Source organism: Collinsella sp. AM15-2, from assembly GCF_003471985.1.
GTDB lineage: Bacteria > Actinomycetota > Coriobacteriia > Coriobacteriales > Coriobacteriaceae > Collinsella.
In genome coordinates this window covers 222-18,779 of record NZ_QRKO01000004.1, presented here as the reverse complement: position 1 = coordinate 18,779, position 18,558 = coordinate 222, and the positions used below count along the sequence as shown (strand labels likewise).

17 protein-coding genes and 2 tRNA genes are annotated in these 18,558 nt (G+C 60.8%); 11 read left to right on the top strand and 8 right to left on the bottom strand.

The genetic code is table 11. The features are described 5' to 3' along the window. Nucleotides 1-7: 7 nt before the first annotated feature. From DW171_RS02920 to DW171_RS02905, 4 genes are all read right to left on the bottom strand, one after another. On the bottom strand, nucleotides 8-550 hold the full coding sequence (locus tag DW171_RS02920) for a peptidylprolyl isomerase (protein WP_117736658.1): 543 nt from the start codon (nucleotides 548-550) through the stop codon (nucleotides 8-10). Nucleotides 551-657: 107 nt separating this feature from the next. Next, nucleotides 658-1,800: a zinc ribbon domain-containing protein gene (locus DW171_RS02915; RefSeq protein ID WP_158566318.1), complete on the bottom strand. Its 1,143-nt coding sequence runs from the start codon at nucleotides 1,798-1,800 to the stop codon at nucleotides 658-660. A 103-nt stretch (nucleotides 1,801-1,903) separates the two neighbouring features. Beyond that, nucleotides 1,904-4,627, bottom strand: a complete 2,724-nt coding sequence (locus DW171_RS02910) for an HAD-IC family P-type ATPase (RefSeq protein WP_118270371.1) — start codon at nucleotides 4,625-4,627, stop codon at nucleotides 1,904-1,906. 76 nt (nucleotides 4,628-4,703) lie between these two features. Further along, a tRNA-Arg gene (locus DW171_RS02905) sits at nucleotides 4,704-4,780 on the bottom strand. Between the two features lie 204 nt (nucleotides 4,781-4,984). Between DW171_RS02905 and aroF the strand changes: the two genes are divergently transcribed. From aroF to DW171_RS02855, 10 genes are all read left to right on the top strand, one after another. Beyond that, a complete protein-coding gene (gene aroF / locus DW171_RS02900) occupies nucleotides 4,985-6,007 on the top strand; it encodes a 3-deoxy-7-phosphoheptulonate synthase (protein ID WP_117797744.1) in 1,023 nt (340 codons plus the stop codon). Between the two features lie 3 nt (nucleotides 6,008-6,010). After that, a complete protein-coding gene (locus tag DW171_RS02895) occupies nucleotides 6,011-6,925 on the top strand; it encodes a prephenate dehydrogenase/arogenate dehydrogenase family protein (protein ID WP_117583253.1) in 915 nt (304 codons plus the stop codon). Between the two features lie 36 nt (nucleotides 6,926-6,961). Further along, a complete protein-coding gene (gene aroB, locus DW171_RS02890) occupies nucleotides 6,962-8,068 on the top strand; it encodes a 3-dehydroquinate synthase (RefSeq protein WP_118270370.1) in 1,107 nt (368 codons plus the stop codon). Further along, nucleotides 8,062-9,381, top strand: coding sequence for a 3-phosphoshikimate 1-carboxyvinyltransferase (aroA, locus tag DW171_RS02885; protein ID WP_118270369.1), 1,320 nt, complete (start codon nucleotides 8,062-8,064; stop codon nucleotides 9,379-9,381). Before aroB ends, aroA begins: the two co-directional genes overlap by 7 nt. A gap of 1 nt (nucleotide 9,382) precedes the next feature. After that, nucleotides 9,383-10,480 (top strand): chorismate synthase, encoded by a 1,098-nt coding sequence (aroC, locus tag DW171_RS02880; RefSeq protein WP_118270368.1) that lies wholly within the window; start codon nucleotides 9,383-9,385, stop codon nucleotides 10,478-10,480. A gap of 43 nt (nucleotides 10,481-10,523) precedes the next feature. After that, nucleotides 10,524-11,669, top strand: coding sequence for a prephenate dehydratase (gene pheA, locus DW171_RS02875; RefSeq protein WP_118270367.1), 1,146 nt, complete (start codon nucleotides 10,524-10,526; stop codon nucleotides 11,667-11,669). Continuing rightward, nucleotides 11,670-12,920, top strand: coding sequence for a shikimate kinase (locus DW171_RS02870; RefSeq protein ID WP_118270366.1), 1,251 nt, complete (start codon nucleotides 11,670-11,672; stop codon nucleotides 12,918-12,920). Between the two features lie 64 nt (nucleotides 12,921-12,984). Then, nucleotides 12,985-13,422 (top strand): type II 3-dehydroquinate dehydratase, encoded by a 438-nt coding sequence (gene aroQ, locus DW171_RS02865; RefSeq protein WP_118270365.1) that lies wholly within the window; start codon nucleotides 12,985-12,987, stop codon nucleotides 13,420-13,422. A 130-nt stretch (nucleotides 13,423-13,552) separates the two neighbouring features. After that, nucleotides 13,553-14,002: a DUF4869 domain-containing protein gene (locus tag DW171_RS02860; RefSeq protein WP_055249958.1), complete on the top strand. Its 450-nt coding sequence runs from the start codon at nucleotides 13,553-13,555 to the stop codon at nucleotides 14,000-14,002. Further along, a complete protein-coding gene (locus tag DW171_RS02855) occupies nucleotides 14,002-15,003 on the top strand; it encodes a hypothetical protein (RefSeq protein WP_055249956.1) in 1,002 nt (333 codons plus the stop codon). Before DW171_RS02860 ends, DW171_RS02855 begins: the two co-directional genes overlap by 1 nt. A gap of 307 nt (nucleotides 15,004-15,310) precedes the next feature. On the opposite strand, the gene DW171_RS02850 is transcribed toward DW171_RS02855, so the two are convergent. From DW171_RS02850 to DW171_RS02840, 3 genes are all read right to left on the bottom strand, one after another. Next, nucleotides 15,311-15,387, bottom strand: a tRNA-Arg gene (locus tag DW171_RS02850). A gap of 54 nt (nucleotides 15,388-15,441) precedes the next feature. Further along, on the bottom strand, nucleotides 15,442-16,209 hold the full coding sequence (locus DW171_RS02845; protein WP_118270364.1) for an ABC transporter ATP-binding protein: 768 nt from the start codon (nucleotides 16,207-16,209) through the stop codon (nucleotides 15,442-15,444). 11 nt (nucleotides 16,210-16,220) lie between these two features. Next, nucleotides 16,221-17,066 carry an ABC transporter permease gene (locus DW171_RS02840; protein WP_233539082.1) on the bottom strand — a complete coding sequence of 282 codons (846 nt, stop codon included), beginning with the start codon at nucleotides 17,064-17,066 and terminating at the stop codon, nucleotides 16,221-16,223. Between the two features lie 160 nt (nucleotides 17,067-17,226). On the opposite strand from DW171_RS02840, the gene DW171_RS02835 reads away from it, so the two are divergent. After that, on the top strand, nucleotides 17,227-18,198 hold the full coding sequence (locus tag DW171_RS02835) for a glycosyltransferase family 2 protein (RefSeq protein ID WP_055249954.1): 972 nt from the start codon (nucleotides 17,227-17,229) through the stop codon (nucleotides 18,196-18,198). Between the two features lie 102 nt (nucleotides 18,199-18,300). Here DW171_RS02835 and DW171_RS10295 read toward each other — a convergent pair. Next, nucleotides 18,301-18,558 (bottom strand): sugar nucleotide-binding protein (locus DW171_RS10295; RefSeq protein WP_233539081.1); only part of this gene is annotated, 258 nt, incomplete at its 5' end.

The following is an 18,558-nucleotide window of genomic DNA, read 5'->3' as shown; positions in this document are numbered from 1 at the left end:
GTCCCCTTTACTCGTGAACGATCTCGACATGAACGATCTCGTCGCCGGCACGCAGCTGCGAAATCACATCGAGACCCTCGACCGTGGTACCAAAGACGGTGTAACCGGAATCGAGGTTATGCTGGGCACCCAGGCAGAAGTAGAACTGCGAACCCGCGGAATCGGGGTCCATGGAGCGCGCCATGGCAAGGGCGCCATCGACATGGCTGTTGCGCGGATTGGTGGCGAACTCGCCCTTGATGCAGTAGCCGGGGCCACCGGTACCGGGCATGCCGTCGGGGCCCTCAAGACCGGCGGCGACGTCGGCGCCGGACATGTCGCGGGTATTGGGGTCCCCGCCCTGGATAACAAAACCGGGCACATAGCGATGGAACTTAAGGCCATCATAGAAGCCCATCGTGGAAAGCTCGCAGAAGTTCGCGACATGAATGGGAGCGCCCTCGCCGTCAAACTTGACCTTGATGGTACCCTTCGACGTCTCGATTACGGCGCACTCGTCGCCGACAAGCTGATACCCGGGCGTGTAGAGCTCTTTCTTAAAACCAAACATGTGGTTCCTTCCTCGTGCGTTTAAAGCATATTTGTACGAATTGTAGCAATAAGCACGGGCTTACATCAATTGCGCACGTAGGTTATGCCGACTATGGCGAACTATTTTTAGGAACGCTGCTGCGGCTTCCAGGAACCCACATTGGCGTCGTACTGGTTCAGCGCGCTGTTGCCACCCTGCGCGATGGGCGCCAGGATCTCGCTTTGGTGGGAACTCATCGACTCACCATCAGGAATGGCCAGCGAGATGTCCCAGCTCTGGCAGATCACGTCGACGCGCTCGTACATCCACTCGGCAAGCTGCTTTAAGTGGGCGATGTCGTCCGCATAGACCGTATCGTCCTGTACTTTCAGGTTGTTAAGCTCATCTTGCGTCTTTTTTATCTGGTCACGCAGGGCGTAGGCACTCTGCGACAGCTCCTGACGGGTGGACAGCGGCGTTCGGAGATAGCCGTTGTTAAAGGAATCGATGACCTCGCCGATCTGGTCCTCGTCAGCGTAGGACACGATGGTCTGATACAGACCGTCGAGCCTGGTATAGAGCTGATCATCGGTGAGCACGGTTTCTTCCTGGACCACCTCCGCAGAATCGTCCTGCTTGGTATCGTCCTCAGTGGCCTCGCCCTTTTGGCGCGTGGGGAAGGTGGTCTGTGCAGCTTGGCCAAACTGGTCGTAGAAGCCGGGCATGACACCCATGGGATCGGTCGTCACGAACCAATAGGCACCGCCGCAAACGACGGCAAGGACCGCGATGACGATGAGCGGCTTGGGGATATGACGCTTATGCTTGTGATAGGCGTCCTCGTCGGGGTGCACCTTGCGCTTGGGTTTTTGAGCATCGTCATGCAGGGAAACGGGCGTGGGAATATCGACCTTGGGGATACCGAAATCCTTATCGAAAGCTGGCAGCACGCAGGTCTCATTGGGGTCGGCGGCGTCCGAAAGCACCGCAGCGGCAGAGGCCGGCGCATGCGGCACCTCGGTATCGATCTGCTCTTGCGTTAGGCGCGGAAAGCCCGCCGTGCGGCCCGCTGCCAGGTCGGATGCTGCCGCGTCCTCGGAGAGGATACCCGGAGCGGGGCGTCCGCATTTGGGGCACGTACGATCATGCGGAGAAAGACGGGCACCGCAGCCCTCACAGAACACGAACTCGGTGTGCTCCGGACCATCGCCCGGGCCCACATAGGCGTTGCAGTAGGGGCAGAACGAGGCGCCGTCCTCGATGGTCTTAAGGCAATGCGGACAGATCACGGCATCCTCTTTTCGAAGCAATTCAAACAATCGAGGTTAGAGCATAACATCGCCACGGCCCCACAGGAGCAAGGCACCAATTCAACATCGCCAGGGCGCGTAGTTACTTCTTCTTTTTGCTCGGCATCGAGACTTTGATGCCTTGGGCGGACTTGGTTACGCGAGAGCGCTTGGCTCCGCTACCCTTCTTTTTCTTGGGCTGGGCCTGGGCCACGCCCTCGAGTGCGCGGACCTCGGCCTCGCGAACGGTGCGAGCTTCGCGGCGCTGTGCCATGTCGGCGGCGACGCGCTTGGCAAAACGCTCCGCCGTCGAACCCGTCGAGCTCACCTTGCCGCCACCGCGACCCAAGCGGACGCGCACACCGCGGCCAAAACCAGTTGCGGCATGACGACGACGCGGCTTGAGCGAATCCATCATCGTGGCGAGCTTAAAGAACACCGAGCAGGTAAAGACCACGATGACAGCCAAGATAACCATCTGGCCCATCGACAGGTTGGCAATAGACAGCAGCTTCGGGAATCCGATAACGCCCGTCAGAATGCCGACGACTACAAACACAAAGAGCGCCACACGCAAGGGCGTGAGGGGCTGCGAGATACGCCAGATCAGGCTGACGCTCGCCGCGCACGAAGTAAGCAGGCACATCGTAGACAGCGTGAGCTGGTTAAAGCCAAACACGCGCGCCACAAAGATATCGAGCGCCGCGGCCAAAATGACCGCAATCGACGCCGGCAGTGCCCGCTTGAGCACGTTCGTCAGGAACGACCCCTTCACGCGAGCATTGTTGGGCTCCAGGCCCAACACAAAGCCCGGCGCGCCGATGCAGAAGAAGTTGATGAGCGTCATCTGAATCGGCTCGAAAGGGTACGGCGGCAGCGCGATGCACAGCGCCGCCAGGCCCATCGAGAACAGTGTCTTGGTCAAGAACAGCGAAGCCGAACGCTGCAGGTTGTTGATGGAGCGACGGCCCTCGGCCACCACGGCGGGCATCGAGGCAAAATCGTTGTCGACGAGCACGATTTCGGCCACGTTACGCGCGGCATCGGAGCCGGCCGCCATGGCGACGGAGCAGTCGGCCTCCTTGAGCGCCAGCACGTCGTTGACGCCGTCGCCCGTCATGGCCACGGTGTGCTCGCGGCGCTTGAGCGCCTGCACGAGCTCGCGCTTCTGCTGCGGGGTCACACGACCAAAGACATGGTAGCGGTCCACTGCGGCATCGAGCTTGGCCGGCGTATCGAGCGTCGTGGCGTCCACATAAGCGTCCGCCCCCGGCACGCCCACCACGCGCGCGATCGACGACACCGTACGCGGGTCGTCGCCACTGATCACGTTAAGGGTCACGCCCTGCTCGTTAAAGTAGCCGATGGTCTCGGCCGCCGAAGTACGAATCTCGTCGCAGATGGTCACAAAGCCCACGGGCTCGGCCTCGCCCACCATATCGCCATCGGGCGTAAAGCCGTCCACGCGCGCCACCACGAGCACGCGGCAGGTATCGGCAAGCTCGGCGACACGGTTCTCGACCTGCGAAAACACACACTCCGAAAGCACAAACTGCGCAGCGCCCATCACATAGGAGCCCTGCGCAAACGAAGCGCCACTCCACTTTTTGGACGACGAGAACGGAATGACCGACAGCGGCTCGGACACCTCGACCGGTCGATCGGCGTAATAGTTGAGCAGCGCCTGGCAGGTCTCGTTGGCATCGGCCGAAGTCGCACGCGCCACGTTAGCCAGGGCAAAATCGAGCACCGTGGTATCGACGGGAACGGCGGCTTCGCCCTCCCCCGCGCCCATGCCAAAGCCCTCGATCGGCAGCGGATACGTGCCCTCGACCTCCATACGACCCGAGGTAATGGTACCCGTCTTGTCCAGGCACAGCACGTCGACGCGAGCGAGCGTCTCGATGCAGTAGAGCTGCTGCGCCAGCACCTTGCGGCGGGCCAGGCGCACCGTGGCGATGGCGAGCACCGACGAGGTCAGCAGCACCAGGCCTTGCGGGATCATGCCCAGCAGGGCGCCCACCGTGGACAGCAGCGCCGACGAGGGCACGCGGCCGGCCAACAGCTCGGAGAAGCACCACGAAAGCGCGCTATCGCCCGGGGTTCCCGCGGCATCCCACAGCTCGCTCACACTCGAGGCAAACAACGCCAAACCGAGCGGGATCATGATGATGCTCGCAAAGCGCACGATGGCATTAAGCGCGTTCATGATCTCGGAATTGACCTTTTTGACGTACTTGGCCTCATTATTAATTTTGGCCACGTAGTTGTCGGCGCCGACATGGATCACGCGGGCGTGCAGCAGGCCCGAGTCGATAAAACTGCCGCTCATGAGCTCGGAACCGGGCTGTTTCTTAATAAGGTCGCTCTCGCCCGTCAGCAGGCTCTCGTTCACGAGCGCCTCGCCCGAAACCACCACGGCGTCAGCAGGAATCTGGTCGCCGCGCCCCAGGCGGATGATGTCGTCGAGCACGATCTGGTCCAGGTCGAGCTCCACCTCGGCGCCGTCGCGCACCGCGATGGCCTTCTTGGAGGTCAGCAGCGTGAGTTTATCGACCATCTTCTTGGAACGCATGGACTGAATGACGCCAATAGCGGTATTGAGGAACACCACGAACAGGAACGTCAGATTCTTAAACGAACCGGTCAAAATGACCAGGAACGCCAAGATCACGTTGATCAAATTGAACAGCGTGCAGAGGTTCTCGATGATGAGCTCTTTGACCGACTTGGTCTTGAGCTCCATGTTGCGGTTGATCTTACCGGCGGCGATGCGCTCCTCGACCTCGGCGGTCGAGAGTCCGCGCTCGATATCCGTTGCTGCCATACCACGTCCCATCACGTCGCGTCGGTATAAGAAAAACCGCCCGGACCATGCGAGGTTCGGACGGTCTCACGTTCGATGGTGCCCCATGTTGGATTCGAACCAACGGCCTTCTGCTCCGGAGGCAGACGCTCTAATCCCCTGAGCTAATAGGGCCAACGGTTGGCATTATACCCAAGTGCACTATGGGCTATCAAAATAAAAGAAAAAGCTTTGCAATTCCGAGGAAGACGCGGCGCAACGGCTCACTTTAGAAGGCAAAAGCGAATCAGATAGTATAAACTCTCATGCACCATATATACACGGCTCGCGATGCGGGCCGTTTTTGCAAGGGTTATCCATCGAGGTGAGAGGCACACCATGATTGCAATTTTAAAGCAGAGCGCCAGCGACGAGGCCGTCAGCCATATCGTCAGCTGGATTGAGAAAAAGGGCCTGAAGACCGATGTCTCGCGCGGCGAGAATGAGACGATCATCGGCCTGGTGGGCGATACGACCAAGATCGACCCGTTCCTGCTCGAGTCCATGGATGTCGTCGAGCGCGTGCAGCGCGTCTCCGAGCCGTTCAAGCGCGCCAACCGCAAGTTCCACCCCGAGGACTCCGTCATCGACTGCGGCCACGGCGTCAAGATCGGCGGCGATCAGTTCCAGGTCATCGCCGGCCCGTGCTCCGTCGAGGGCGAGAACCTCATCCGCATCGCCCGCCGCGTGAAGACCGCCGGTGCCACGATGCTGCGCGGCGGCGCCTACAAGCCCCGCACTTCCCCGTACGCCTACCAGGGCATGGGCCCCGCCGGTCTGGACCTGCTGTGCGAGGCGTCTGCCGAGCTCGACATGCCGATCGTCACCGAGATCATGGACCCGCGCGACGTGCAGGTCTTCCTGGACAAGAAGATCGACGTCATGCAGATTGGCGCCCGCAACGCCCAGAACTTCCCTCTGCTCAAAGAGGTCGGCAAGACCAAGACTCCGATCTTGCTTAAGCGCGGCATGTCCGGAACGATCGATGAGCTGCTCATGGCCGCCGAGTACATCATGAGCGAGGGCAACGACAACGTCATCCTGTGCGAGCGCGGCATCCGCACCTTCGAGACCCGCACCCGCAACACCTTCGACCTCAACGCCGTGCCGGTGCTGCACCACCTGTCGCACCTGCCCGTCGTCGCCGACCCCAGCCACGCCACCGGCTACACCCGCTACGTTGAGCCCATGGCGCTCGCCGCGACCGCCTGCGGCGCCAACGGCCTGGAGATCGAGGTCCACGACGAGCCGAGCCGCGCCTGGTCCGACGGCGCCCAGGCCCTCACCCCCGATCAGTTCGACGACACCATGCGCCGCATCCGAGCCATCCGCGAGGTCGTCTGCCAAGAGACCATGGAGTAGCCCATGGGTACAGTGAGAAACGCGCGCGTTAACCAGGGCGGCCCCAAGTGCGCCGGCATCGTCGGCCTTGGCCTCATCGGCGGCAGCTTTGCCCGCGGCTATGCGCAGGCGGGCGTCCGCGTGCTGGCCTGGGATCCCGATGACGATGTCATGACGGCTGCCAGCATGGGCACCGTTGCCGGCGAGCTCAACGACGAGACGCTCGGCGAATGCGACATCATCGTCCTGGCTTGCTACCCCGAAGCCTGCATCGAGTGGCTCGAGGCACACGCCCAGGCACTCGCCGACGCCACCGATACCGAGGCCATCATGGGCCCCGTGGTAATTGACACGGTGGGCGTCAAGGGTATCGTGTGCGAGCGCGCCTTTGAGCTTGCCCGCGAGCACGGCTTTTACTTTGTGGGCGCGCACCCCATGGCGGGCACGCAGTACTCGGGCTATGCACACTCCCGCGCCGACCTGTTCCAGGGCGCCCCGCTGGTGCTCGTACCGCCCGCGGTGGACGATGCGCTCAAGCTGGAGCTTTTGGGCCAGGTGCGCGAGATGGTGCGCCCCTTGGGCTTTGGCAAGTTCAGCGTGACCAGCGCCGCCGAGCACGACCGTGTCATCGCCTTCACGAGCCAGCTTGCGCACGTGGTATCCAACGCCTACGTCAAAAGCCCCACTGCCCAGGTCCACCACGGCTTTTCGGCCGGTAGCTACCGCGATCTCACCCGCGTGGCGCACCTCAACCCGCAAATGTGGTCCGAGCTCATGATCGACGACGCCGACGCGCTCGCCTTCGAGATCGACCATCTGATCGAATCGCTTGGCGCCTACAGCCGCGCGCTCAAGGACCGCGACCAGCGCTATCTGGAGAATCTCCTTGCCGAGGGCGACCGCATTAAGCGCGCACTCGACGACGAGGCCTCCCACTAGACAACCCATCACGCCAGGTCGAAAGGACCGAAGCTTATGGCGATTACCATCGATATCGACACTGCACGCCCCTACCAGGTGCATGTTGGCACGTTTTTGCTGGAGCAGGCGGGGCCGCTCGTGCGCGCCACCGCCGGCGGCACCCGCGCCGTCATCGTGACAGACACCAACGTGGGCCCGCTCTACCAGATACCCGTTAAGCAGAGCCTGGAGGCGTCAGGCTACGAGGTGAGCATCTGCACCTTCGAGGCCGGCGAGGCCCATAAGCGCGCCGAGACCTACGTTGCCATTTTGGAGTTTGTGGCCGAGCACGAGCTTTCGCGCTCCGACGTGATCGTGGCACTCGGCGGCGGCGTCGTGGGCGACGTGGCGGGCTTTGTGGCCGCCACCTACATGCGCGGCTGCAAGTTTGTGCAGATCCCCACGAGCCTGCTCGCCATGGTGGATTCGTCGGTGGGAGGCAAGACCGCCATAGACCTGGCTGCCGGCAAGAACTTGGCCGGCGCCTTTTGGCAGCCGAGCGTGGTTATCGCCGACGTGGGGTGCCTGGCCACCCTCACGCCCGAGCAGTTCGCCGACGGCTGCGGCGAGGTCGTCAAGCATGCCGTGATTGCCGACCCCGAGCTTTTCGCCGAGCTGGAGAAGACCCCGCTCACGCTTGAGCTGCTGAACCGCGACGTGGCCCGTGTGGCGCTCATCATCGCCCGCAATATCGACATTAAACGTGCCGTGGTCGTTGCCGATGAGCGCGAGACCAATCAGCGAAAGCTCCTCAACTTTGGACACAGCACCGGACACGCTGTCGAGGCCTGCGAGCACTTTGAGCTCGGCCACGGCAACTGCGTGTCGATTGGCATGGGCATCATCACGCGCGCCGCGGCCCTGCACGGCGTCTGCGATGCCGCACTGCCCGGTCGTATTGAGGAACTCTGCGCCCGTCATGGCCTCACGACCCGCTGTGACCTAGATGCCGATACCGTCTTTGCCGAGGCGCTCCACGACAAGAAGCGCGCGGGCGACACCATCGACCTGGTGATTCCGCACGGCATTGGCCGCTGCAGCATCGACCGCACACCGCTTTCCACTTTCCACGAACTCATTGCCGAGGGCCTCGGCCAGAAGGGAGACGCATCCGCATGCTAGCCCGCATCACCCCGTCCCCGCTCAAGGGCACCGTTCCCGCCATCGCGTCCAAGTCGATGGCGCATCGCCTGATCATCTGCGCTGCGCTTGCCAACGGCGAGACACACGTCACCTGCAACACCACCTGCGCCGACATCGAGGCTACGGTGCGCTGCCTTACGGCCCTGGGTGCCCGCATCGAGACCGTCGAGGACGGCTTCCAGGTCCACCCCACCATGAAGAGTGTTGAGTTTGGCCTGCTCAAGGCCCTTGCCGGCAGCACGCTTGACTGCGGTGAAAGTGGATCCACGCTCCGCTTTATGTTGCCCGTCGCCTGCGCGCTGGGTGCGGATGCTACCTTCGTGGGCCAGGGCCGCCTTGGCGCCCGCCCGCTCTCCCCACTCTCGGACGAGATCATCGCCGCCGGTTGCGACCTGCAGGGCCTGGGCGGTTTTCCGCTCAAGACGAGCGGCCGCATGCGCCCGGGCACCTTTGAGCTTCCGGGCAACGTGAGCTCGCAGTATATCTCCGGCCTGCTGCTGGCAGCCCCGCTGCTGGCCCAGCCCTCCTGCGTGCAGGTGACCGGCCTTATCGAGAGCCGCCCCTACATCAACCTGACGATCCAGGCCATGAAGGCCTTCGGCATCGAGGTCAACGTTGAGCGTATTCCGGCCAAGGACGGCCAGCCCGAGGTCACGAACTTCCGCGTGAACAGCGGCTCGTACCGCACGCCCGGCAGCGTAGCCGTCGAGGGCGACTGGTCCAACGCCGCCTTTTGGCTGTGCGCCGGCGCCATCGGCTCCGACCCCATCACCGTCGAGGGCGTATCGCTCAGCTCCGCACAGGGTGACCGCAACGTGCTTGCCGCGCTCTCGCGCTTTGGCGCCCGTATCGTGCGCTCCACCAACGCCGCTACCGTCCAGTCCGACAAGCTCGCCGGCTTTGAGATGAGCGCGCATGACATCCCCGACCTGGTGCCCGTTATCTCGGCTGTGGCATCGCTCGCACAAGGCCGCACCTTCATCCGCGACTGCGCCCGCTTGCGCATCAAGGAATCCGACCGCCTGGCAACCACCACCCGCGAGCTCACCGCGCTGGGCGCGCAAGTGCGCATTGCCGGTGACGACCTCATCATCAAGGGCGTCGACGCCTTTACCGGCGGCGAGGTCGATTCGCACAACGACCACCGCATCGCCATGATGGCCGCCATCGCCGCGAGCCGCGCCACCGGCGAGGTCGTGATCCACGGAGCCGAGGCCGTCAACAAGTCCTATCCCGATTTCTTCGAACACTACCGCCTGCTGGGCGGCAAGGTCACACTCGAGGAGGAATAGCATGTCTTCGACCTTTGGCAACGTCTTGCACTTAAGCATCTTCGGCCAATCGCACTCCCCCGCTATCGGCTGCTCGCTCGATGGCATCCCGGCGGGCATCGCCGTGGACCAGGAGAAGCTGCAGGCCTTCCTCGACCGTCGCGCCCCCGGTCGCGACGAGACCGCGACCAAGCGCCGCGAGGCCGACGCCGCCCAAATCATCGCCGGCGTGGTCGATGGGCACACCACCGGCGCGCCCATTGCCGCGATTATCGAGAACACCAACACGCGCTCCAAGGATTACTCCGAGCTGCGCCGCAAGCCCCGTCCGGGACATGCGGACTTCCCTGCGCGCATGAAGTATCACAACATGCACGATGTCGCCGGCGGCGGGCACTTTTCCGGCCGCCTAACAGCACCCTTATGCATCGCGGGCGGCATCGCGCTGCAGGCACTCGAGGCCCGCGGCATTAAAGTGATGGCGCATGTGGCGCAGATCGGCGGCATCTCCGATCTGCCGATGGACGACATAGTCTATCGCGAGGCCGACCGCAAGGCGATCCTTACGAACGATCTGCCGTGCATTGACGCCGCCGCAGCCGGCCGCATGCGCGAGGAAATCCTAGCCGCGCGTGACGAACTCGACAGCATCGGCGGCATCGTGGAGTGCGGCATTTACGGGCTTCCCGCAGGCATCGGCGACCCCATGTTCGACGGCATCGAGAACCGCATCGCGCAGATCGCGTTTGGCATTCCCGCCGTAAAGGGCGTGGAGTTTGGCATGGGCTTTGCCGTGGCCGCCATGCGCGGCAGCGAGAACAATGATCCGTATCGCATCGATGCCGAGACCGGCGAGATCGAGGTCGAGTCCAACAACGCCGGCGGCATCCTGGGCGGTATTTCGACCGGCGCGCCCGTCATGTGGCGCATGGCCGTAAAGCCGACGCCCTCCATTGGCCGCGAGCAGCAGACGGTGGACATGGACGCTATGGAAAATGCCGAGCTCTCGGTCCACGGCCGCCACGATCCTTGCATCGTCCCCCGAGCTGTCCCCGTAGCCGAGGCAGCCGCCGCCCTTGCCATCTGGGACGCCCTCCTCGAAGACGCCGCCCAGCGCTAACTACCCGCCCCTCAACATCCCCCGACACGTGAAAGGGGTCTCCATGGACCTTGCTGACATCCGCCAGGCCATCGATGGCATCGACACCACGCTCCTCAACAGCTTTGTCGAGCGCATGGACATTGCCACCGAGGTCGCCAAGTCAAAAATCGAGATGGGCAAGGCCGTCTTCGACCCCGCCCGTGAGCGCTCCAAGCTCAACAACCTCGCCAGCCGCGCGCCCGAGCGCTACGAGGCGCAGACCATCACCCTGTTCCGTCTCCTCATGAGCATGAGCAAGGCCGAGCAGCAGCGCTACATCAACGAACTCAAGGGCATTACCGTCTCGCAAAAGGCCCACGCCACGGCTGCAGCCTCCGACACGCCCTTCCCTCAAACGGCCACCGTTGCCTGCCAGGGCGTCGAAGGCGCCTACAGCCAGATCGCCGCATGCAAGCTCTTTGACGTGCCCGACATCGCGTTCTTCGAGACCTTCGAGGGCGTCATGCGCGCCGTGCGCGACGGCTTCTGCGAGTTTGGCGTGCTGCCCATCGAGAACTCCACCGCCGGCTCGGTTAACGCCGTCTACGACCTGCTCGCCCAGTTCGATTTCCATATCGTGCGCTCGCTGCGTCTCAAGATCGACCACAATCTGCTCGTCAAACCCGGCACCAAGCTCGCCGACGTGCACGAGGTCTATAGCCACGGCCAGGCTATCGCCCAGTGCGCCGGCTTTATCGAAGCCCACGACCTGCACGCCACCAAATACCCCAACACGGCCATGTCGGCCGAGATGGTCGCCAGCTCCGAGCGCACCGATGTTGCCGCCATCGCATCGCGCAGCTGCGCGGCACTCTATGGCCTGGAGGTGCTGGAGCCCAATATCCAAGACTCAGACAACAACTACACGCGCTTTGTCGTCATCAGCCGCGAGCCGCGCGTCTACCCCGGCGCTAATCGCACCTCGCTCATGATCACCACGGCCAATGAGCCGGGCGCGCTCTATCGCGTACTCGAACGTTTCTACGCGCTCAACATCAACCTCATCAAGCTCGAGAGCCGTCCCATCCCCGGTCGCGACTTTGAGTTTATGTTCTACTTTGACCTGGACTGCCCCTTTGGCAGCAAGGCCCTCGACGACCTGCTCAATTCGATCGACGACGTGTGTGAGAGCTTCACCTACTTTGGCAGCTACACGGAGGTGCTCTAGATGACCGATACCGCCGCAACCCGCCCCTACGGCGTACTGGGCCGCGTGTTGGGCCACAGCTACACCCCGACCATCTACAAGGAGCTCGCTGGGCTCGAGTACGTGCGATTTGAGCGCGAGCCCGAGGACCTCGCGGCCTTTATGACGGGCGACGAATGGGAGGGTACCAACGTGACCATCCCCTACAAGCGCGCCGTCATAGAATACCTGGACGAGCTGAGCCCGCTCGCCGAGCGCATGGGCAACGTCAACACCATCACGCGCCTGCCCGACGGCCGCCTGCACGGCGATAATACTGACTACTTCGGTTTCCAGTGCCTGGTCGAGGAGTTGGGCGTTGAGGCTGCCGGCAAGAAGGCCCTCGTGCTCGGTGCCACCGGCGGCGCCGGCACCACGGCAAGTATGGTGTTGGGAGACATGGGCGCCATCGTCGTACCCGTGGGTCGCACGAGCGAGGTCAACTACGACAATATCGCGCAGCAGTCCGACGCCTCCCTACTCGTCAACTGCACGCCCGCCGGCATGTTCCCCCATTGCCCCGACGCGCCTTGCACGCTCGAAGGCCTCGATGCGCTCGAGGGCGTCATCGACATTGTCTACAACCCCGCCCGCACGGGCCTGATGCTCGAGGCCGAGCGCCGCGGCATCCCCTGCATCGGCGGCCTGCTTATGCTTGTTGCCCAGGCGGCACAAGCTGTCGAGCGCTATACCGGCCAGGTCACCCCGCGCGAGAGGATCCTGGACGTAACGGAGCGCCTGTCACGCCGCGAACAGAACATCGCGCTGATCGGCATGCCGGGCTCGGGCAAGACCCGCGTGGGCGAGCAGATCGCCCAGCTCACGGGCCGCGAGCACATCGATCTCGATCGCGCCCTCGAGGAGCGCCTGGGCATGCCCTGCGCCGACTTTATCATCAAGTGCGGCGAGGCGGCCTTCCGCGAGCAGGAGACGGCAGCGCTGGCCGACATCTCCAAGCGCAGCGGCTTGGTGCTCTCCACCGGCGGCGGCGTGGTTACGCGCGACGAGAACCACCCTCTGCTGCACCAAAACAGCCAAAACGTGATGCTCAACCGCAAGCTCGACGAGCTCGCCCACAAGGGCCGCCCCATCACCGCGCGCGACGGCATCGACAAGCTGGCCGAGCAGCGTATGCCGCGCTACCGCGCCTGGGCCGACTACATCATCGACTCACGCGACTGCGCCGCCAACACCGCCCATGCCCTCCTCGACACCCTCCCACCCGCTCTCTAACCAAAACCACCACAAAGGGGGCAGGCACCTTTGTGGTGGTTTTTCAACTGCAAAGGAAGCAACCATGAAAGCACTCGTCATTAACGGCCCCAACCTCAACATGCTCGGCATTCGCGAGCCAGGCATCTACGGCAGCGACAACTACGATCGCTTAGTGCAGATCTGCCAGGAAGCGGGTGCCGCACAGGGCTTCGACGAGGTCGATGTCTTCCAGTCTAACCACGAGGGCAGCATCGTCGACAAGATCCAGGAGGCTTACGGAAAGGTCGACGGCATCGTCATCAACCCGGCTGCCTACACGCATACGAGCGTGGCGATCCTCGACGCCCTCAAGGCCGTTGCCATCCCTGCCGTCGAGGTGCACATCAGCGCCGTAGAGACGCGCGAAGACTTCCGCCAGGTGAGCTACGTCCGCCTAGCCTGCTTCGCCACCATCACCGGCGAGGGCCTGCAAGGCTACGCCCACGCGCTGGAGCTGCTGAGGGAACGTCTCGAAAAGTAGCCTCGCGAGCAAATCCATCAACGCGATTCACACGCTAATAATGCCAGTGCCGCCAGCAGCAACCTCGCTACTGGCGGCACTTTATTACTGGCATATAATCATTGCAGTCACACAACGTCTGGAGACGCGCATGTTAAGCATCCATCTGGGGGATTACCCCGGTTCCATCTACGATACCGAAACCTATTTTAGGAACTCATACTTGGACTCATGGTTCGAAGACCCTATGGCCGCACAGATTATTAAAAGCGTGGACGGATCAGAGCTCATCGGTCCCCACAACATCGTAAGCAAACAGCTGGGCTCGATCACCCCACTCGAACTGTCCGGCGGCGTTAAGACGCTGCTGCTGGTGCGCAATCTCCCAAATATGGTGTTCAACGCATCCACCTGCGGAGACAACTGTGCCCGCTGGCTACTCAAGATCGGCAAAGAGCAGGATGTGATGGTGACCTTATACCACATCATGAAATTCCCCTGGAAGAGCTTTGAAATCCGCATTGAAAACGATGGCCGCATCGTCAGAAACATGCAGGAGTTTGTCGGCGCCACGAATGACTTTTTGGATGTTGATGAGTAATGAAGGGAACGCATACCGTTGTCGTAGAGCGTGCAAAGGTCAAATACACACTCACGTTTAAGCGCAATATTTCCTTTATACGCGGCAACAGCGGCACGGGTAAAACGACGCTCATCTCGATGATTCGCGACTACAACGACCGAGGACCGGAAAGCGGCGTTGCACTCAGTTGCGACGTGCCTTGCGAAACGCTTTCCGGCAGACGCTGGGAGCGCGAGCTATCGATCATCGAAGATTCAATCGTCTTTCTAGATGAGGGTAACGAGTTTATCTACTCAAAGGACTTCGCCAAAGCCGTCAACGGCTCGTCCAACTATTTTGTTCTGATATCTCGTCGCGATGCCAACGAGCTCCCCTACAGCGTTGATGAGATCCTGAAGCTAGTCAACACGACAAGTAAAACAATCAATGGCCGCAAGAGCGACAGGCGCTTCTACTCGGTGACCAAGCCGCTATATGACCACACGGCAAGTATGCTGTATCAGGATCTAAATGTTGGATTCGAGGTACCCGACGCCGTAGTTGTCGAGGATAGCAAATCTGGCTATCAATTCTACGACGCTCTTTGCAACCGACTCGGGATCCCCTGCTATACCGCCACCGGCGTTGCGAATCTAAAACGTACGATTCACGAATGTCCCGAGCAAAACATCCTTGCTATTGGAGACGGAGCAGCATTTGGTCCCTACATCGAAAAGGTGCTCGGACAGCGCGTTTACAAGAACGTACGCTTGTTCCTCCCCGAATCATTCGAGTGGACACTCCTGCAATCTGGCCTCATTCCCAGTAACGATATCTTAAAAATCCTCGAGGATCCCTCAAGCTATATCGAAAGCCGCGACTACCTGAGCTGGGAGCGGTTCTTCACCGATGTGTTGATCAAATACTCGGCAGACACTCGCTACGCCTACAGAAAGGTAAAGCTCAATGAGCAGTACCTGAGGCCGCAGGCGATGAATGCAGTTGCAAACGTCTTGCCCGAGTGCCTGAAGGCAGACTAGATACAGCGGGGAGGGCCAAGTTGGTCCTCCCCGCTTTTGTTACGCCTTCTTGATCACGTACGCCAATCCAATATCGCAGGCACAGCGTACGATTGACGCGAAGAACCACGATGCTGGCAGCGTCATAAGCAGAGGCTTGCTCACGCTCGGCTCCAGCCCCCTTTGGCGCGCCGTATAACCAATCCACATCAGCAGCACAATAGCAGCTCACGCCACGGCTTCGGCCTAAACGTATACCCGGCAAGAACAAAGAACACCGGCATGTGAAAAAGCCCAGACCACCAAGCGGTCTGGGCTTAATAAACGATGGTGCTCCATGGCGGATTCGAACCGTCGACCTTGGGATTAGAAGTCCCCTGCTCTATCCAACTGAGCTAATGGAGCAAATAGCCGCACGCCCAAGCAAGCGCAAGCCTGTCAGGCACAAGTAATTATAACCTAGTTGAACTGCTCGCGATACGCCTTGCAGACCTCATTAACCGGGCCGTCCATGCGAAGGTCACCCTTCTCAATCCAAACGGCACGCTGGCAGATGCGCTCAACCTGCTCCATAGAGTGCGAAACGAACAGAACCGTCACGTCGCCGCTCTGGATAAAGTGCTGGATACGGTCCTCGCACTTCTGCTGGAAGAACACATCACCGACGGACAACGTCTCGTCAACGATCAGAATATCGGGCTCGGTAATCGTCGCGATTGCAAAGGCGATACGCGCCACCATGCCCGAGGAGAAGTTCTTAAGCGGCATATCGACAAAGTTCTGCAGCTCAGCGAATTCGATAATGCCGTCAAAGTTGGCATCGATGAACTCCTTGGTATAGCCAAGCAGGGCGCCGTTCAGATAGATGTTCTCGCGGGCGGTCAGCTCGGGGTCAAAACCAGCACCAAGCTCAATCAGCGGCGCGATGTTACCGTGCACCTTAACGCTGCCCTCGCTTGGCTCAAGCACGCCAGCGATAATCTTGAGCATCGTAGACTTGCCGGAGCCATTGGTGCCGACCAGACCCACGACCTCGCCACGATGAATATCAAACGAGATATGCTTAAGCGCCCTAAACTCCTCAAAGAACAACTCATGCTTGGCAAGCTTAATGAAGTACTCCTTGAGGTTGGTCAGCGACTCGGACGCCATGTTAAAGATCATGGTGACGTCGTCGACCTCGACAGCCAGAGGCTGCTCGCTGTAATCAACAACAGATTCAGTCATCACAGCACTCCTTAGATGTAGAGGATGAACTTGCGCTCGGACTTATGGAACACGGTATAGCCAATAATAAGCGCAAGAACCGCCCAGGCAACGCACATACCAAACGTCATAAGCGAGGGCGTAGTCTGGAACAGGAAGATATCGCGCATAAACTGCAGGTAGTTGAACATGGGGTTCGCATACATCAAGATACGTACGAGATGCGGCATTTGCGCAATATAGTCAGTCGTCCAGAAGATGGGCGTAATGTAAGTCCACGCCGTAATGACGACGCTCCACAGATGAATAACGTCGCGGAAGAAGACCGTAAGGGCAGAGAGCATCATGCCCAGGCCCATGCAGAAGCACATAAGCAGCAGCAGGCAAACCGGCAGCAGAATCAGGTGCCAAGAAGGCATAACGCGGAACCACAGCATGACGATGGCGACGGCGACCAGCGAGAAGGCAAAGTTGACCAGCGAGAAGAGCACCTTCTGCACCGGGAAGACCCAGCGGTGCACCTTAACCTTCTTGAGCAGAGGGGCAGCGCCCACGATCGACGTCAGGGCCTGGTTCGTAGACTCGGACATGACGGCAAAGGTAATGTTACCCACGATCAAGTACAGCGGGTACATCTCGGGCGTCATTGAGCCATTGCGACCCTGGCCAAAAATCGTCGAGAACACGATGGCCATGACGATCATCATCAGCAGCGGGTTGAGCACCGACCATGCGACGCCCAGAACGCTACGGCGATACTTGATCTTAAAATCCTTGGTAACCAGCTGACGAAGGATAAACGCGTCCTTCTCAAATTCGTTCTTAGCAAACGTCGCAGGCAGACTGCGAGTTTCTTGTTGCTTTGTCTGATCCGACACGGATGCAACTCCTTTACTCGTAATCGTTGACAAACGAACAGTATAGACCCGACGGCCATGCAAACGATTCGCGCAACAAAACTGGAGAACTAACCCACATCTTAGGATGCCAAGCCCAAACGGCTATACTTTCAAGGATTGAACGTATAAGGAGCATTGAGTGAATTCTGAATCCATCGCCGTCATCATCCCCTGCTACAACGAAGCGCCCACGATCGGCAAAGTCATCGACGACTTTCACCGCGAGCTTCCGCAAGCGACGGTCTATGTCTATGACAACAACTCGTCGGACGATACCTCACGCATCGCCACCGAGCACGGCGCCACGGTCCGCTTTGAGCCCCGTCAGGGAAAGGGCAACGTATGCCGCCAGATGTTTCGCGACATCGACGCCGATTGCTACCTGATGGTCGACGGCGACGACACCTACCCCGCCGAGGCGGCCAAGGCCCTCTGCGAGCCCATCCTTAACGGTACGGCCGACATGACCGTAGGCGATCGCCTTTCAAACGGCACCTACGCCGAGGAAAACAAGCGCGCCTTCCACGGCTTTGGCAACAATCTGGTCCGCGCCATGATCAAGTGGATCTATGGCTACAGCTTCGATGACGTCATGACCGGCTACCGCGCCATGAGCCGCCCGTTCGTTAAAACCTTCCCAGTGCTTTCCGAGGGCTTTCAGATCGAAACCGAGCTCTCGATCCACGCCGTCGACCACCGCTGGCGCATCAAAGATGTGCCCATCGAGTACCGCGACCGTCCCGAGGGTTCCGAGTCCAAACTCAACACAGTGAGCGACGGCATTAAAGTCGTTGCGATGATCGGCACGCTGTTCAAGGACTACCGCCCGCTGAAGTTCTTCAGCCTCGTAGCGCTTCTGTTCGCGGTATTCGGCCTCGCCCTGGGCATGCCCATCGTTGTCGAATATTTCCAGACCGGCCTCGTCCCGCGCTTCCCCACCGCTATGCTCGCCGCCTCGTTTATGTTCCTGTGCGGCCAGAGCCTTGCGACCGGCTTCATCCTAGATTCTGTAGCAAAGGTCGAAAAAAAGCAGTGGGAGGTCAACGTGTACAGCAAATACGCCTACGACGACCAGCCCGGCCACCCTACTTCCAAGCCAAGCGAGAGGTAGATCTTCCGCAAAATACTATTGGCACCACTGCGCAGATAGCCACCAACAAGAAAAGCCGCCGTTAAAGAACGGCGGCTTTTACTCTCGAAAAGTTAATAGCGCCTAGAGCGTCTTGATGTACTCCCCCAGCTCTTCCTCCCAGTCGGGCATGTGGAAGCCGGCAGCCTCGAGCCTGGACAGGTCGAGCGCGGAGTGGACCGGGCGCGGGGCGACGGGGCCCTCGGCGCTCGCGTAGTAGTCGGCGGTCGATACCGGCACGACCCTGTCCCCGTTGCCGTTGGCGGCCTCGAAGACGGCGCGGGCGATATCGGCCCAGGACTTGACGGTGCCGGAGCCGGTGCAGTCGTAGGTGCCGTAGGG

Excerpts from the sequence above, each read along its gene's own strand:
- DW171_RS02920 (WP_117736658.1), bottom strand. The coding sequence starts at position 550 with ATGTTTGGTTTTAAGAAAGAGCTCTACACGCCCGGGTATCAGCTTGTC.
- DW171_RS02910 (WP_118270371.1), bottom strand. The coding sequence starts at position 4,627 with ATGGCAGCAACGGATATCGAGCGCGGACTCTCGACCGCCGAGGTCGAG.
- aroF (WP_117797744.1), top strand. The coding sequence starts at position 4,985 with ATGATTGCAATTTTAAAGCAGAGCGCCAGCGACGAGGCCGTCAGCCAT.
- DW171_RS02895 (WP_117583253.1), top strand. The coding sequence starts at position 6,011 with ATGGGTACAGTGAGAAACGCGCGCGTTAACCAGGGCGGCCCCAAGTGC.
- aroB (WP_118270370.1), top strand. The coding sequence starts at position 6,962 with ATGGCGATTACCATCGATATCGACACTGCACGCCCCTACCAGGTGCAT.
- aroA (WP_118270369.1), top strand. The coding sequence starts at position 8,062 with ATGCTAGCCCGCATCACCCCGTCCCCGCTCAAGGGCACCGTTCCCGCC.
- aroC (WP_118270368.1), top strand. The coding sequence starts at position 9,383 with ATGTCTTCGACCTTTGGCAACGTCTTGCACTTAAGCATCTTCGGCCAA.
- pheA (WP_118270367.1), top strand. The coding sequence starts at position 10,524 with ATGGACCTTGCTGACATCCGCCAGGCCATCGATGGCATCGACACCACG.
- DW171_RS02870 (WP_118270366.1), top strand. The coding sequence starts at position 11,670 with ATGACCGATACCGCCGCAACCCGCCCCTACGGCGTACTGGGCCGCGTG.
- aroQ (WP_118270365.1), top strand. The coding sequence starts at position 12,985 with ATGAAAGCACTCGTCATTAACGGCCCCAACCTCAACATGCTCGGCATT.
- DW171_RS02860 (WP_055249958.1), top strand. The coding sequence starts at position 13,553 with ATGTTAAGCATCCATCTGGGGGATTACCCCGGTTCCATCTACGATACC.
- DW171_RS02855 (WP_055249956.1), top strand. The coding sequence starts at position 14,002 with ATGAAGGGAACGCATACCGTTGTCGTAGAGCGTGCAAAGGTCAAATAC.
- DW171_RS02845 (WP_118270364.1), bottom strand. The coding sequence starts at position 16,209 with ATGACTGAATCTGTTGTTGATTACAGCGAGCAGCCTCTGGCTGTCGAG.